Below are 15,322 nucleotides of genomic sequence, written 5' to 3'. Positions count from 1 at the left end.
ATGCTACTCTGTATTGCTTAGTACCACTATATAGTATCACCGAGTAGCTGAATTGTAAATAGGAGGAAAAGCGGATTGCTGAAAATAAATACGACAGTAGCAGAGACTGGATTTGGTGTGAGTGGAAAGCATTCGCTTTAAGTCAGTAACAATAAAGAAAGCCCGCGCTGTGCACGGGCTTTCTTTATTGTTACAAGGTTCTTCCACATCGACATAACTATTTATACGGGTCATCAATTTCTTCCCATTGACCGGTGAAGACATCCACTTTTATCGTGAACTCCCTGCCGCCTTGCCTAACATTACTGAACAAATAACCATCTCCAATAAAGCCGGAAATCCAATCGTCATCTATTGGCTCGAAGCCTTCTGTATCAAAGATTGGATGAAGTAACTTATACAGCTCCTTTTTGTATTCCGTACCGTTAGATATGTCCCACAGATCTATCGCTTCTCGATTCACAAGGCTTCTCACTGGACTGCCAGAAGTTGTATCATGAACCGTACCGGTAAGCGGATTAATTTTATAGCTAAGGCCTTCCCCTACGCCATTCGGTGGATCCATAAAATTAATCGTGTATTGATCGCCTTTTTTACCAAAGGTCCAGCCGCTAGCTGGAAGCTTTTTTTCCAACAAGGACTTAATATCCTGTTCACTGAGCGGAGGAGAAATAAACGAGCCATAGTACATCTGTACACTTTCAATGGTCAGTTCCTTGCCGTAAACGACAATAACTTCAAGCGGAAACTCAGAGATCGATGCTGCACCTGCCAAACGAGCTACAATACGGTCCCCTTCCAGCTCATACGAAACTACGGCACCAAATCCAATCTTCTCACCCCAAGCCCCCTCAGTGTAATCATACACTTTAGTCAAATGCTTTCCGTCTAGTTCAGCGGATACGTAGGTATGGTTATTCCGGTGTGTAATGGAAGATTTCAGCCTCCGATTTAGCGTCTCGACCGGGTCCTCTACCACAAGCTCTTCCAGAGTGACAGGCTGGAGCACATGAATCTCACTCATTGAGAGCCCAGTTCCAGTGCCGGTAGTAATACGAATAAAGATTTCTTTAATACCATCCCCGTTAAGATCGGCTTCTTCAATGGAAGGAGGCCGTGTTTCATCTTCACCAGCATTCCACAAAAACGTTCGGTTAAATTCACCGCGTACATCTACCGTGACTTCATGCAAAAGTGCATGCTCAGCCGTGGGCTTTGCAGTTACAGTAATTCCGTTCTTCTCCGCTAATAGCGTTCCTTTGGGATCGATTACAGTTGTATCTTTAGCCTGAGAAGCTGACGGGATAACAACACTCTTCTCCGGGGCTGATGTAGAACTCAGCTTTGCCCCAGTCAAGGTACAGCCACTTAAAACCATAATTACTGCTAACCCTAACACCGTGTTTTGTGCTGTGATCTTTTTATGCCTGGTGATCATGGTTATCCTTCTTTTCATTTCCTTTTTGCTGCTTGAAATGCCGGCTGCACCAGCCACTCGGATGGGATCGGTCAATGTTTCCAATAGTTTAAGAAGAGTCCGTGCGTAGTCTTTGTGGTGCTCCGATGCAAGATGCTTTAAAGCCAGCGCATCACAGGCGACCTCTTGATCTCGTTTCATTTGGCTAACGGCATACCAAAGCAACGGATTGAACCAATGTAGGGCCAGCAGCAGTCCTGTCAGCAGATTCAGCGAAATATCACGACGTTTCACATGCGCCAGCTCATGCAGAAATATATGACGCAGCTCATTTGCCTCCAGCGTGTTCAACATGGCTGTCGGCAGCAGCAGCTTGGGGCGCATAACACCAAGTAGTGTGGGCACAGCAATCTGCTTTGTCTCAACCAGCTTCACTGAGCGCCTTACCTTCATCTCTCGTTTGCACATTTCGAATAACCGCAGGATATCTGCGGAACGGATCTCCGGTTCCCCTCGAACCCGTGCCGTGAATCGCAGCTGTTCACGAACCGACAGACTTATCATTACCACGGCTCCGCTAAGCCATATCAGAACCAGTAAATGTATCGACGTCCAGCCTGCATTTGATGTCTCAGAAGGAGCGTAGATTTCCGTAGTCACAGGTGTCATACTCTCCGATTTCTCAGCTTGCTTTGAAGTTCCTGTTCCTGTTTTTTCAGCGACCGTGGTTGAGTCCACCTCTTGAGTATTCATCCCGGACACAGGTAAATCACCTACATTCGTCTGCACAGAAGGAATATAGAAAGTCTGAGCTGATTCTGTCTCCAGCGGCAACAAATTAAAAATGCTGAATGCACTTTCCGGTGTCCAAGGGACGGCTAACCTCACGATCAGCGGTATCCACAGAAGATACGTCCAGGTCGGTTTCAATCGATTCTTGAACAAGAAACGGGTTACCAGGATCAGCAACACCAGGACGCTCGCCATAGCGGATAGTGACAATATCTTAACGAACAGATTGTATGCAGCTTCCAGCAAGCGACTCAGTCCTTTCGCTCATCCAAAATTCTCTTCAATTCTTCAATATCTTCTCGGGACAGCTTCTCATCCTGTAAAAAGTTGACTAGCATCGGACGCAGCGTTCCACCGTAAATCCGCTTCAGAAAAGATTGTGTTTCCGATTGGACACATTCCTCTTCCCGCACCAGAGGATAATACGAATACACCCTTCCTGTCTGGTTGTAACCGATAGCCCCTTTCTCCGTCAGACGCTTTATCAACGTCCGCACCGTTTTTGGGTTCCAGTCCCGGCTGCCCTCCAAAGCTTCAACAATCTCTCCTGCTGTGCGCGGGGCTCCAGTCCACAGCACCTTCATTACTTCCCACTCGGCATCCGAGATTTTTGGAATTTCCGTAGACATCATCCTATCCGCCTTTCTTTCTACCGTATGACTACACTTGTAATCCAATGTCAAAAATATACAAGTAAGTCTCGTTTATGTCAACCTTAAAAAGTCACGAGAGGGACACTTCCCGTTCGAACAGCTGTGATTCGCTTGATCCATAGTGCAGAACATAATATTAGGGGAAATAATTGTGAATATCCTCTTTTTATAGTTTAAATTAAGGTTGGCCCCTTCACTGACTCGGTGTATGGACAATGTACAAGAAGAATTATGATTACGTACATTAAAAATATTAATACAGCTCTCCAAAGAGGTGGAACGTGTGCCTATTAAAAATGGTAATCAATACATCGAACGAATCGATCGGCAAAATATCAATATCTGGTACAAAGGAACGCGTATAGAAGGGCCCTTATCCAAACATCCTGCATTTCAAGGCCTCATACAAACACAAGCCGAAATGTACAACATGCAGTGTGACGAACGTTATTTAGCACAGATGACCTACCCTTCGCCTGATACTGGAGAGCTTGTTGGTCTATCTTTTCTCCCGCCCAAAAGTGTTGAAGATTTAGAACGTCGAAGAAAAATGATTGAACTCTGGTCGAGCAGACATCACGGTTTTTTAGGACGTTCCCCAGATTATATGAACACGGCGATCATGTCTCTGTTCACTGCTGCCGATATCCTTGAGGATCTTAATCCGAAATACGCTGAGAACCTCAGGAAATACTATGCCTACTGCCGAGATCATGACATTACATTATCCCATGCCTTCATCCAGCCTCAAGCGAGTAAAATATCCGGTCAAATTGATGCTACTGAGGATTCTATTGCAGCTAAAGTTGTAGAAATCAATGATGAAGGGATGGTTGTAACCGGTGCTTTTATGATGGCAACACAAGGGGCTACATGCGATGAAATGCTTGTATTCCCCACCCCTTCACCATCTCTTGTGGATGATGATAATCCCTTTGCGTTTGCCTTTGCAGTGCCTAATGATTTACCTGGGATGACTTTTGTTTGCCGTGAAAGTTACGCAGCCACATCTACCTACGACCATCCGGTAAGTTCAAGATATGAAGAAATGGATACGCTTGTTATATTTGACCGCGTGCTTATCCCTCATGATCGAATATTTTATTACGGCGATGAGGTTTACTGCGCCCGATTGTTTAGCGAGAGTCACTTTCATACGCATATGGCCCACCAAATCATCACCCGCTATATTGCTAAAACTGAGTTCTTTCTCGGTCTGCTAGAATCTTTGGCAGAAGAACAAAATGCTGTCCTCGAGCCCTACACTCTCCTGCCGATTTCCAGAATAATAACATTTCTAGAAACATTCAAAGCATTAAGACTTGCTTCTGAATTAGGGGCATCCCATGATCGTTTTGGATATCTCGTACCTGATAAAGGCCCCCTACTGGCTTCAACCATTCACTTTTCAGAGCTTTATCCAAAGATGATTGAGATGGTTCAAAATCTCAGTTCAAGCGGTCTCATCATGATCACCTCAGAATCCGACTTCACTTCAAATGCCGGTTCGTATCTCCATCAGTATTTGAAGGGTAATGTCTCGGATGCATGGTATCGAAATGCCTTATTCCGGCTCGCATGGGAACTAGGAGCGGGTGCATTCGGCGGTCGTCAAACCCAGTTTGAACGGTTATTTTTCGGAAATTCAGAAACAATGGCCTGGCGTATGTACAACAGCTATGATAATCACGAATACTTCCGTCAGATTATTCACGAATTCATTCATCAATAGATCTAATTGAGCTTGTGTTTATTCTTCATGTTGAATTGCCCTTTTCGAATGCTCCACAGCCAGGCGATATGAACCACTATAGCCTTGGCTGGAGCGTTAAGCTTAGAAATTGTACCTATTAATAAATCAAGTCTTCCCAACTACCCTCGCGAGATCAGCGTTACTATTCATCCCTACGGGTTACTCCTTTGTTAATGACCAAAATAGAAGAGCCAAAGCACTCACAATTGCACCTAATAAACTCACTCCGTTCCAGCCAAAGTAAACATAGATACTGGTTGATGCAATCGACCCAGTGGCGCTGCCAATGGAATAGAAAATCATATAGCCGGCAGTAAGCCTACTGCGTGCCTCAGGCCGCAGAGTAAGAATCATGCTCTGATTGGTGACATGTACGGCTTGTACTGCAAGATCAAGAAGGATAATACCAACGATTAATGCAAGAAGTGAATGTTGAACATAACTTATGGGCAACCATGATATGAGCAAAAGAATCAAGGCTACACCGGTGGTCTTCTGCCCTAAACCTCGATCGGCGAGACGACCTGCTCGCGCTGCTGCTAAAGCGCCTGCAACACCTGCGAGACCAAACGCTCCAATCGCTGTATGTGAAAGGGAAAACGGTGGGGCGCTGAGAGGTAATACTAGAGACGTCCATAATATACTGAAAGCGGTAAAAATCATCATGCCTAGTGCAGCACGGATTCTAAAAGTTCGTTCCTGAGCAAACAACGTGAACATTGAACGAATCAACTGTAGGTAAGATAATGATTCTCTTTTGTGCTCATAATGTGGCAGCACCCGAAACAATACACATGCCATGATTAGTGTTAATACAGCGGAAACAAGGTAGACAGAACGCCAACCTGCTAAATCCATTAATATGCCAGCGAAAGTTCGCGCCAGTAGAATACCAATTACGATTCCACTTGTCACAACACCAACGACACGCCCACGTTCAGCTGGAGCAGCCAAAGTTGCCGCGAATGCAACGAGCGTCTGTGTCACTACGGCAAGAAACCCAACCGCTGCTATACCTATGAATAACACAATACTGCTGGTGGCAGTACCAACGACAATTAAAGCCAATACGGATAGGAGCATCTGTCCAGCGATCAGCCAACGCCGATTTAATAGATCACCCAGAGGCACTAGTAATAACAGTCCAAGTGCATAAAAAATTTGAGTGATTGTAATAACAAGTCCAACGAATGAATGAGAAATACCAAACTCGTTCGAAATAGCGTCCAGTAAAGGTTGCGCATAATATATGTTAGCAACAACTATTCCGCAGGCGATGGAAAATAAAAGTGCCACATTACGAGATATTATTGATACAGGCACTTGTTCCGACGCTCTAAACCCTCCTTGTACTTTTTCAGCTTTTTTGACTGTTTGATCCGCTATAATAGCTTTCGATTCCTCAACAGATTCCCCCAAAAATAACGCCTCCTGATTAACGTTTATCAAATTTTCAAATTACATACTAAACGGTACGTAATTATGTTTGCCAAATATAACTCTAAAAAAAGATAACTGTCAATAGATACTTTATAGGGCAAGAGAATTTATTAAAACTTAACTGTTTATACTTCCATTTCATATTGACATAATGGTTTTCACACCATAAAATCATATCATACCGTTCGATATGAAAAGAGGAAGTTACTATGGCTCGACCACGCGAATTTGATGAGGAAAAAGCATTGGATGCAGCTATGCAAGTATTTTGGGAAAAAGGGTTTGAAGCTACCTCTTTGAGCGACCTGACATCAAGAATGGGTATCCAGCGGCCAAGCATCTACTCAACCTTCGGAGACAAAAAAGGACTATTTGAAGCTGCGTTGCGGAAATATACAAGTTCTCATGCAGCCTATATTCGGAACAAACTTCAAAATAGTTCTTCTGTTAAAGAAGCTTTCCGTGCCTTCTTTGAAAATATGGTAGAAAAAGAATATGGGCAAAATCCGAACTGGGGATGCTTTTGCATTAATTCGATGGTTGAACTTTCACCCCATGATGAGAAATTCGAGGTCCTAACAAGAGAACACCAGATGTATCTCTCGGTAATATTTCAAGAAACGATTGATCGAGGTTTGCGCTCAGGTGAGCTTGATCCCACTATTAATGCAAAGAGTTTAGCGCAGACCCTAGTCATATCCTTAATTGGACTTACTGTAATCATGAAATCTCGTCCTGAAAGATCATTTGTAGATAATTCTGTAAAAGAAATACTTACATTATTACGATAAAATCAAATAATCAGGTAGGCAATTCTGTAACTTCGAAACGTAATTATGTTTAATAGCTCTTCACAAATCCTGCTTTTCTGTCGATAATTTAAATGAGATGGAAAAGTATGGAGGAGCATATGAACACTAATCGCAGAAATGAACCTTTTCGATATACCCTTAAAGAACCTGTAACCCTTGATCTTCATATTCTTAGTATTAACGGAATTCAGGTTCCTTCTAAGCCTGTAAGAGCTGTACTATTTAACATCAGTCGAACAGGCTGCCACCTATCGTTACCCCTCAACATTAATCCAGAAAATAATCTGGTTCGGATTGGTATGGAAATGGATCTTACAGATGAATCTATTTACTTAGAGGGAATCTTGAAATGGAATAGAGAACAGCAAGACGGTTTCCATTATGGTATTCAATTAGACATTCCTGAAGCAGATATTGAGTGTCTTCCGAGGGTGCTGCGCAGGCTTGCTGGAGAGGGTAAAATATCAGTACGTTGAGATGTTAACAAAAGAATAATACTCCATGAATAAAAAAACAAACCCGCGTGCAAACGCGGGTTTGTTACAGTTATTGCTGTTGTTATTGAAAATCAAGATTCATTCCTAGGTCTTCTACCTTTGTTCTTGAGGTATATCCTGTTCAGGGGTTGCTGGTATAACTTCCTCTTTCTCCAGCACCTCTTTTAAATCATCCTGAATTCTTCGATCCCAATGAGGAACACCGGAACGATACGCCGCTCTGCCTGTTAGGTGGGCGGATAAAGGTGCAGTTATAAATACGAAGACAATCCCTAGTAATAGCTTTGCACTAATATGATCCTGAAATAATGCAAAATATAGAAACGCCCCGACCAAGACACATAAAACACCGAGAGTCGCACTTTTGGCGGCAGCATGTGATCTTAGATAAACATCAGGGAGCCGAATCAAACCAATAGCACTTACGGCGCTAAGCAATGCCCCCATTAGAATTAACAAGGCAAACAGCAGCTCACCTGCAGTCTTGATCATTTCCATGTTCTAGCACCACTCCCCTTTCGATATATCTAGCAAAGGCTGTCGTTCCGATAAAGGAAAGAATTCCAATCAACAAAATAATTTCTATAAAGGCCTGCGTTTCGAGAAAAACAGATAAAACGGCTACCATGGCTAGCAGATTAATTCCGATCGTATCCAGTGCAGCCACCCGGTCAGGTAAAGAAGGTCCTTTCACCAAACGCCAAGCACATACGCCGATAGCTAGAGCCATGATCGTAATGGATATCATAAGAATAAAATGGATCATTAGCGGGTCACCTCCTGTATCGCACGCTCAAAGGTATCACGGATATTGGCTCTGAACTGTGCAGGGTCATCAACATCCATAGCATGAATATACAAAGTCCGATTATCATCCGAAACTTCAAGCACTACCGATCCGGGAGTCAGGCAGAGCATCGTGATTAACGTTGCCACTTCCCAATCCGATTTCAGCTCTGTAGTATATTTGAGGATAGCTGGACGTATATTAAGCTCCGGTCTTAGAACGGCTTTTACCACTACATAACTAGAAACGACCAGCTCCCGCAGCAGCAACAGGATTAGCTTAATAATCGCCCACACTTTACCAAGATATAACCTGGGCCAGAAGCGCCGCATTCCGAGTAGAATGAGTATACCGAGCAGGAAACCAATGACGAAACGCGGTCCAGTCCAGTCATTGTGCAGAAACATCCACAGGAATGCTATCATGAAATTCAATAATAGTTGAAAAGCCATAGTATCTACTCCTTCATGACAGCGTTAATGTATAATGCTGGATCAGCCAGTACAGCTCCGGCTTGACTGACATATCCGTTTACCGTCTCAGCACCTACACCCATCAGAATTACAATCGCGAACAGAACAGCTGCCGGTGCCATCATAGCTTTATAATGAAGCGGTTTGACTTGTTCTTCCCTTTTCTCTCCACCCCAAAATACCTGCTGGAATACCTTGATCAAGGAATATAACACGATAAAGCTGGATGCAAGTGCAATAAGCGCCAGAACTACGTGATTCTGTCCAAATCCACTACGTACCATCATCACTTTTCCAGCGAAACCACTAAGTGGTGGAACACCAACCAACGCCAAAGTCAGTACAAAAAACATCCAGCCGGTCCACGGATAACGTCGGATTAAACCACCCATTTCTTTTAAACGGTCGGTGCCCGATGCTGAGATAATCAACCCACCCAGGAAGAATAATAATGCTTTAGCAACCATGTCATGCATTAAATAAAACACTACACCATTTAACGAATCCTGAGTCGCAACAGAAATCCCAAAAGCGATAAATCCAACACTGATGATGATATTATAATTAAATATTCGGCTCAGATCATTGTAAGCCAATGCACCGATTGCACCAAGTATCATCGTCGCTCCCGCCATCCAGGCAATCAGTGTATGGGTGAGACCCGGATCTTGAACAAAAATCAATGTAAAGGTACGTGTAATTGCATACAATCCCACTTTCGTTAACAATGCCCCAAACAGTGCCCTAACAGCCACAGGTGGCGCGCTATAAGAGTCCGGAAGCCAGAAAAAGAGCAGCAACCCTGCCTTTATTGAAAATACGATCAGCAGCAGGACCGCAATGACATTCATTACTCCGCCTTGTCCCGCCTCAGCTACACGCATAGATAGATGGGCCATATTCAGTGTTCCTGTCGCGGCATATAAATAAGCAAGCGTCGCTACGAACAAGGAAGAGGAAATTACGTTTACTAACACATATTTTAACGTCTCTCTCAGTTGACCTTTGGAGCCACCAAGTACAATTAGTGCGTACGAGGCAACTAACAGCACCTCAAAGCAGACGAATAAGTTAAACAGATCTCCGGTGAGAAACGAGCCGAACACCCCAGTTAATAGAAAATGGAAAAACGGATAGTAATAAAACCGTTCTCTTTCTTCCCCAATGCTCGCGAAGGAAAAAAACAGACAAGCCGCACCAACAATAGCACCAATTAGCACAAGTAGTGCTGCAAACATATCGGCAACAAACACAATGCCATAAGGCGGAAGCCATCCACCCATATATAGGGTCTGAATGCCTTTTGTACTTACCTGGTACACAATGATTCCAGCAACCAAGATATTTATAAATACACTAACCGCACTGATAATACGTTGCAGATCCACTCGTTCTTTTAGAAAAATCAGTATAACTGCCGTAAAGGCCGGAATCAGCAGAGGCAGCACTAGCAAGTTGTTCATTGTCTCTCCTCCTTGGTGCCTTCCACATCATCCGTACCCGTCGAACGGTAAGTCCGATATGCCAAAACAATGAAGAATGCTGTTACTCCAAAACTAATTACAATGGAGGTCAAAATAAGCGCTTGAGGTAACGGATCTACATATGCCTCCGCTTTTTCACCTAGCAATGGTGGAGCACCTGTCTTGAGACCCGACATCGTCAGCAGCAATAAATGAACACCATGGGTAATTAAGTTAGTACCCAGTAGGATGCGCAGCAAGCTTTTGGAAAGGACTAGATAAACACCTACAGAAAACAATACGCCGATCGCCAAGGCAACAACAAGCTCCATTAGCTATCCCTCCCGATCGTAAATATGATATTCATTGTGACACCAATTACAGCTAGAAAAACACCGAGATCAAAGAACATTGCAGTGGTTAGTTCTGTTTTGCCCATAAGCGGCAATTGGAAATATCCAAACGTTTGGCTCAGAAACGGTACGTCGAATATAAATGAGCCTACACCGGTAAGAAAAGCAATGGAAATCCCGATCGCGATTAACTTACGGTAATTAATAGGCAGCACCTTCTCAACCATATCCATTCCAAAAGTAATTGCGAGTAGTACCAAACCAGCAGAAGCCATCAAAGCTCCAATAAATCCGCCTCCCGGATTATTATGACCGGCAAAAAACAGATATAGCGAAAATATTAGAATGATAACGAATGCTACTTTAGCTACTGATTGCAGCAACACATCATCACTTCGAGAATAACGCGGCTTATTATATTTAACAGCTCTCTTCAGTTGTTCAGCAGCTGAATCTGCATCCAACTGCAGCTTGATCATGGAATAAATAGCAAGTGAGGCGAGGCCTAGTACTGTTATTTCAAACATGGTATCAAAGCCGCGGAAATCAACGAGCAGAACATTAACAATATTTTTACCGCCACCCAGAGTATAGCTATTCTCCACATAATATTTCGAAATGGATTCAAATGGACTACTACCTAAAGCAGCAAGTGCAACCAAGGTCATTGTTACGCCCATCCCGATGGAAATAATTAGTTTAAGCAAGTGCGCACGAGGTTTGAGCTTCTCTTTTTCCAACCTAGGCAAATGCCGGAAACATAGCAGGAACAAGGTAACAGATACCACTTCAACTATCATCTGCGTAAGCGCCAGATCAGGAGCTCGGAACAGAACAAAGAGCAAAGTAACCATATAACCAACCATTCCTGTTAACAAAATGGCTGTTATTCTGGAGCGTACAAATGGAATAGCCAAAGCACCTAGAAGCAGAACCATTACAGCAATAACTTCAAACAAAGAAAACGGAGTATACTCAGTCGTACCTAGTGTGATTCCATCTGAATACCATACGACTCCACAAATCGTTACGATCAAGAAGGAAAAAATATACATTAAATAATGTCTCATGGAACCAGTCATGTAAGAACCAGTCACCCATCTAGAGAATTTCTCAACCAACCGGATTACTCCGTCATAGACATGATTTAAAGTGTAGCCACTGCCCCATTCTTTATCGACCAGACTTAAGCGGCCATAGATTCGGTATACAGTAATACCAAGAATCACAACGCCAAGTGTCATCCATACTTCTGGTGTAAAGCCGTGCCAGAAATGGATATTCACTACAAAGGGCTCTCCGGTCTGCAAGATGGGGTGAATAGCATTCATTGCAGGGATAATAAGAGTTTTAGATAATATATTCGGGAAAAAACCGATAAATATAGACAGCACTGCAAGCAGGCACGGGGCAAGCAGAAGTCCAAATGGGGCTTCATGCGGTTTTTTGTCCAGCTTCTCAGGCTGATATTTTCCGAAAAAGGTGTGAAATACCAAAATCATACTGTATGCAAAAGTAAAGACGCTGGCAATCCAGGCCAAAACCGGGAAGAGCGTAAACAACGAGGGAATAGAGAATATATCCAAGTTACGGATATTCAGGACAGCTGTAAAAAACATCTCTTTACTTAAAAAACCCGAAAATGGCGGCAAACCAGCCATGGAGAAACTGCCGATCATCGCTATCGTAAAGGTAACCGGCATAATGGAAATCAGTCCGCCTAGCTTTCGCAGGTCCCGGGTACCTGTCTCATGGTCAACTATACCGACCATCATAAACAACGAGCCTTTAAAGATGGCATGGTTAATAAGATGAAAGATAGCCGCTGTTGTTGCAGCAGTATAAAAGACAGCTTCTTCTCCTATATAAAATGCCGCTGCCGATCCCATTCCCAGCAATCCCATAATCAGTCCAAGTTGACTAATTGTTGAATAGGCTAATAGAGCCTTCAGGTCCGTCTGCTTCATCGCCTGGATAGAACCATAAATCAAGGTGATCAAACCGACGCCTGACACAATCCAGAACCACTCATATTGCCCCGCAAAAATAGGGCTGAAACGGGCGACAAGATACAATCCGGCTTTTACCATCGTTGCCGAGTGAAGATACGCGCTAACGGGTGTCGGTGCCTCCATGGCATCCGGCAGCCAGATATGGAACGGGAACTGAGCTGATTTAGTGAATGCGCCTAACAGAATTAGTAGCATCGCTGGAATAAACAACGCATGCCCACTGATATCGCCAACCTCACTCCAAATTTCCCGAATACTAAAGGTGCCTGTCATTACATACAGCATCAAAAAACCGGCAAACATCGCTAAACCACCGAATACGGTAATCAGCATTGATTTCAGAGCACCATACCGCGATTTTTGCCTCCGATGCCAAAAAGCAATTAACAGAAATGACGAAACACTTGTTAATTCCCAAAAACCGTATAACACCATCAAGTTATCCGAAAGTACAACGCCAAGCATCGCACCCATAAACAACATGAGATAAATATAAAAAGGTGTCAACGCTTCTTTTCGTCGGTCCAGATAAAAAATTGAATAGATAATTACAAGGCTACCCATTCCAGTGATTAACAAAGCAAACAGTAAACTTAATCCATCCAGATGGAAAACCAAATCAATTCCTAGTGAAGGAATCCAAGAAATCGTTTCATAACCCAATTCCCCACCCTTAATAACGGGAATCCTGGTTAAAAAATAAATAAACAATGCGAGCGAACCGGGGAAAACAAACCATCCTCTATGAAGGTTGGATGCCCTCTTGGTCAAAAGTGCGATTACTAAGGCCATTAGAAACGGAACAAGTATGATTACATGCAGCAAAGGCAGTCCTCCTTTTCCACTTGAGCTTATCAAGTTGTGAACTTTAGTACTTACTTTTTTACCAAAAGCCAAAGATCATATGATTGGAAGGGCCTAAAGTAAAGGCCCTCATGTGATAAGAGCACTCCCGATTATAAAGTATCGGTTAATGTGCCATCACAAATATGCAAATATCTAGCCTTTCCATCTTCTTGCTCAATTCTGAATAAACCGTTCTCAAATTCGGTGTGTAGTTCGTGAAAGAACTTCCCTTTAAGCGAATACTCTCCCTTGGGTTCATCACTGAGCTGATACTCATCCCCATTTTTGACCAGGTAGGCGATAACGCCTTCCTCATGGGTTTCTTCCAGACCGGCGCGCATCCGCTGAACGGCCACGACGTGCAGATCCATCATTTTCATTTTACCAATGAGTTCATTGACGAAATTGCGTTTGGTAAGCTCCTGCCATCGAGTTTGAGCAGATTGTCCGATGACGATCTGTGTAACCTCATTCATTTCAGCAACTTCTACAATAATATCTGTTGTTTTCCGGCCTTCACGTTTCCGAATGATAAATTCTGCGCCAGCTTCATCGGCAAGACGTTTCCAGACCGTCATATACATTTCTTTGCTCTGATTATATTCATCAATGTCCGAACTATCGACATTTAATACAAACAATGGCGCCCCTATTATTTCAGACAATTGGACACCACGCCGGATTAAACGTTCCCCATGCGGACCATAATGAACACAAACCATGATTTTTTCATTGTGTATGACCTTCACCCTCCTGTTACAAGGCTAAGAAAAACAAAAGGAGCCTACTGGCGTTAGGCCCCTTACGTAATTCAAAACCTGATAAGTTATACTTAATTATATCTATTCCTATGTTTATTGTAAAGTTTGATGGTTGTCATGGAACTTATTTCTTCGTAATGCTTGTACTATGCCCTTCTATTGAAGTTCTCATTCACTGTATTATTTCAAATTTCTAACAACATAAACTTCGTAATCCCTTATAGAAATATAGATTTTTTAAATATTCCTTTACGAGAATATTCTCCATATGGTATATTAAATTGGCGGATGAATTCAATGAATCGAAGTGATACTTGTTTATGAATACTAACGTAATGAGTGCTTTAGCTGAGCCTAATCGTATGCAGATCGTTGATCTATTACGCGACAATCCCTTAACCGTTGGAGAAATCGCGGATAGTCTACAGCTACGGCAGCCTCAAGCATCCAAGCATTTGCGAGTTCTCAGCGAAGCGGGACTTATTGAAGTTCAAGCTGTTGCTAATCGGCGCATTTGCAAGCTCCGCCCAGACCCTTTTAAGGAATTAGACGCTTGGTTAGAATCCTACCGCCATATGTGGGAGGAACGCTATGATCGACTGGATGATTACTTGCAGAAGCTACAAAGCAAGGAATTAGATAAGGAAATATAAACGAGGAGGATTTATCCAATGACAAATTCTAACCCAACTAACCAACTAGTATCCAAAGTTGAAGGCAGCACTTTAATATTAGAGCGTATTTTTAAAGCTCCGCGTGAGCTAGTTTTTAAGGCTTTTTCTGAGGCTGAGCATTTGAAGCATTGGTGGGGACCAAAAGGTTGGACGCTTCCTGTATGCCATGTCGATTTTCGTCCAGGAGGCACTTGGCATTATTGCATGAAATGTGAGGATAAGAATCAAGGTGATTTCTACGGTATGGAGTCTTGGGGCAAGGCGCTTTATCGGGAAATTACGATCCCGAAGCAAATTATTTACACAGACTGGTTCTCAGATGCAGAAGGTAATATTTCAGAAGATCTGCCTGAAACACTAGTCCAACTAGATTTTATCGAACTGGATGGTCAAACGAAGTTGGTTAACACCGGGAAATACGCCTCTCCAGAAGCGCTACAACAAGTGATCGATATGGGTATGCTACCGGGTATTTCACAAACCTTTGATAATCTTGATGTACATCTTGAGAATTTACAAAAGAGCAACTAAAGAAGACATGAACGGAGCATCAGCAGCTTAAATAAGTTGGTTATCTAATATATAGGTA

General features: G+C 43.0%; 15 protein-coding genes. 5 read left to right on the top strand and 10 right to left on the bottom strand.

What is annotated here, in order from left to right; translation table 11 throughout:
- Positions 1–217: 217 nt before the first annotated feature.
- Positions 218–2,455, bottom strand: a complete 2,238-nt coding sequence (locus ACDZ28_RS22125) for a M56 family metallopeptidase (RefSeq protein ID WP_042127140.1) — start codon at positions 2,453–2,455, stop codon at positions 218–220.
- A 5-nt stretch (positions 2,456–2,460) separates the two neighbouring features.
- Complete coding sequence (locus ACDZ28_RS22120) at positions 2,461–2,838, bottom strand: BlaI/MecI/CopY family transcriptional regulator (protein WP_156114790.1); 378 nt, start codon at positions 2,836–2,838, stop codon at positions 2,461–2,463.
- Between the two features lie 307 nt (positions 2,839–3,145).
- Here ACDZ28_RS22120 and ACDZ28_RS22115 point away from each other — a divergent pair, with 307 nt between their 5' ends.
- Positions 3,146–4,594: a 4-hydroxyphenylacetate 3-hydroxylase family protein gene (locus tag ACDZ28_RS22115; protein WP_042127136.1), complete on the top strand. Its 1,449-nt coding sequence runs from the start codon at positions 3,146–3,148 to the stop codon at positions 4,592–4,594.
- A gap of 180 nt (positions 4,595–4,774) precedes the next feature.
- On the opposite strand, the gene ACDZ28_RS22110 is transcribed toward ACDZ28_RS22115, so the two are convergent.
- Positions 4,775–6,034 (bottom strand): MFS transporter, encoded by a 1,260-nt coding sequence (locus tag ACDZ28_RS22110; RefSeq protein WP_081954074.1) that lies wholly within the window; start codon positions 6,032–6,034, stop codon positions 4,775–4,777.
- Positions 6,035–6,264: 230 nt separating this feature from the next.
- Here ACDZ28_RS22110 and ACDZ28_RS22105 point away from each other — a divergent pair, with 230 nt between their 5' ends.
- Together ACDZ28_RS22105 and ACDZ28_RS22100 are read left to right on the top strand one after the other, a co-directional pair.
- On the top strand, positions 6,265–6,846 hold the full coding sequence (locus ACDZ28_RS22105; protein WP_042127134.1) for a TetR/AcrR family transcriptional regulator: 582 nt from the start codon (positions 6,265–6,267) through the stop codon (positions 6,844–6,846).
- Between the two features lie 119 nt (positions 6,847–6,965).
- Positions 6,966–7,343, top strand: a complete 378-nt coding sequence (locus ACDZ28_RS22100; protein WP_042127133.1) for a PilZ domain-containing protein — start codon at positions 6,966–6,968, stop codon at positions 7,341–7,343.
- 114 nt (positions 7,344–7,457) lie between these two features.
- Here ACDZ28_RS22100 and mnhG read toward each other — a convergent pair whose 3' ends face one another.
- The 7 genes from mnhG to ACDZ28_RS22065 form a co-directional block, all read right to left on the bottom strand.
- Positions 7,458–7,862 (bottom strand): monovalent cation/H(+) antiporter subunit G, encoded by a 405-nt coding sequence (gene mnhG / locus ACDZ28_RS22095; RefSeq protein ID WP_042127130.1) that lies wholly within the window; start codon positions 7,860–7,862, stop codon positions 7,458–7,460.
- Complete coding sequence (locus ACDZ28_RS22090) at positions 7,837–8,130, bottom strand: Na(+)/H(+) antiporter subunit F1 (protein WP_042127128.1); 294 nt, start codon at positions 8,128–8,130, stop codon at positions 7,837–7,839. The genes mnhG and ACDZ28_RS22090 overlap by 26 nt, the downstream gene beginning before the upstream one ends.
- Entirely contained in the window at positions 8,130–8,603 is a 474-nt protein-coding gene (locus ACDZ28_RS22085) for a Na+/H+ antiporter subunit E (RefSeq protein WP_042127126.1), read from the bottom strand. The genes ACDZ28_RS22090 and ACDZ28_RS22085 overlap by 1 nt, the downstream gene beginning before the upstream one ends.
- 5 nt (positions 8,604–8,608) lie before the next feature.
- Positions 8,609–10,087: a Na+/H+ antiporter subunit D gene (locus ACDZ28_RS22080; protein WP_042127124.1), complete on the bottom strand. Its 1,479-nt coding sequence runs from the start codon at positions 10,085–10,087 to the stop codon at positions 8,609–8,611.
- On the bottom strand, positions 10,084–10,419 hold the full coding sequence (locus ACDZ28_RS22075; protein WP_076121569.1) for a Na(+)/H(+) antiporter subunit C: 336 nt from the start codon (positions 10,417–10,419) through the stop codon (positions 10,084–10,086). The genes ACDZ28_RS22080 and ACDZ28_RS22075 overlap by 4 nt, the downstream gene beginning before the upstream one ends.
- Positions 10,419–13,283 carry a Na+/H+ antiporter subunit A gene (locus tag ACDZ28_RS22070; RefSeq protein WP_042132136.1) on the bottom strand — a complete coding sequence of 955 codons (2,865 nt, stop codon included), beginning with the start codon at positions 13,281–13,283 and terminating at the stop codon, positions 10,419–10,421. The genes ACDZ28_RS22075 and ACDZ28_RS22070 overlap by 1 nt, the downstream gene beginning before the upstream one ends.
- Positions 13,284–13,408: 125 nt before the next feature.
- Positions 13,409–14,047, bottom strand: a complete 639-nt coding sequence (locus tag ACDZ28_RS22065) for a hypothetical protein (RefSeq protein ID WP_231574176.1) — start codon at positions 14,045–14,047, stop codon at positions 13,409–13,411.
- A gap of 332 nt (positions 14,048–14,379) precedes the next feature.
- On the opposite strand from ACDZ28_RS22065, the gene ACDZ28_RS22060 reads away from it, so the two are divergent.
- Together ACDZ28_RS22060 and ACDZ28_RS22055 are read left to right on the top strand one after the other, a co-directional pair.
- The gene (locus tag ACDZ28_RS22060; protein ID WP_339290776.1) at positions 14,380–14,712 is read left to right on the top strand and encodes a metalloregulator ArsR/SmtB family transcription factor; all 333 of its coding nucleotides are present in this window, start codon (positions 14,380–14,382) and stop codon (positions 14,710–14,712) included.
- An 18-nt stretch (positions 14,713–14,730) separates the two neighbouring features.
- The gene (locus ACDZ28_RS22055; RefSeq protein WP_339290774.1) at positions 14,731–15,264 is read left to right on the top strand and encodes an SRPBCC domain-containing protein; all 534 of its coding nucleotides are present in this window, start codon (positions 14,731–14,733) and stop codon (positions 15,262–15,264) included.
- Positions 15,265–15,322 lie beyond the last annotated feature (58 nt).

This window comes from Paenibacillus sp. RS8 (assembly GCF_041956825.1).
In the GTDB taxonomy this organism is placed as follows: Bacteria; Bacillota; Bacilli; order Paenibacillales; family Paenibacillaceae; genus Paenibacillus_AQ.
The sequence above is the reverse complement of the archived record's forward strand: the minus strand, read 5'-3'. Positions and strand labels throughout refer to the sequence as shown.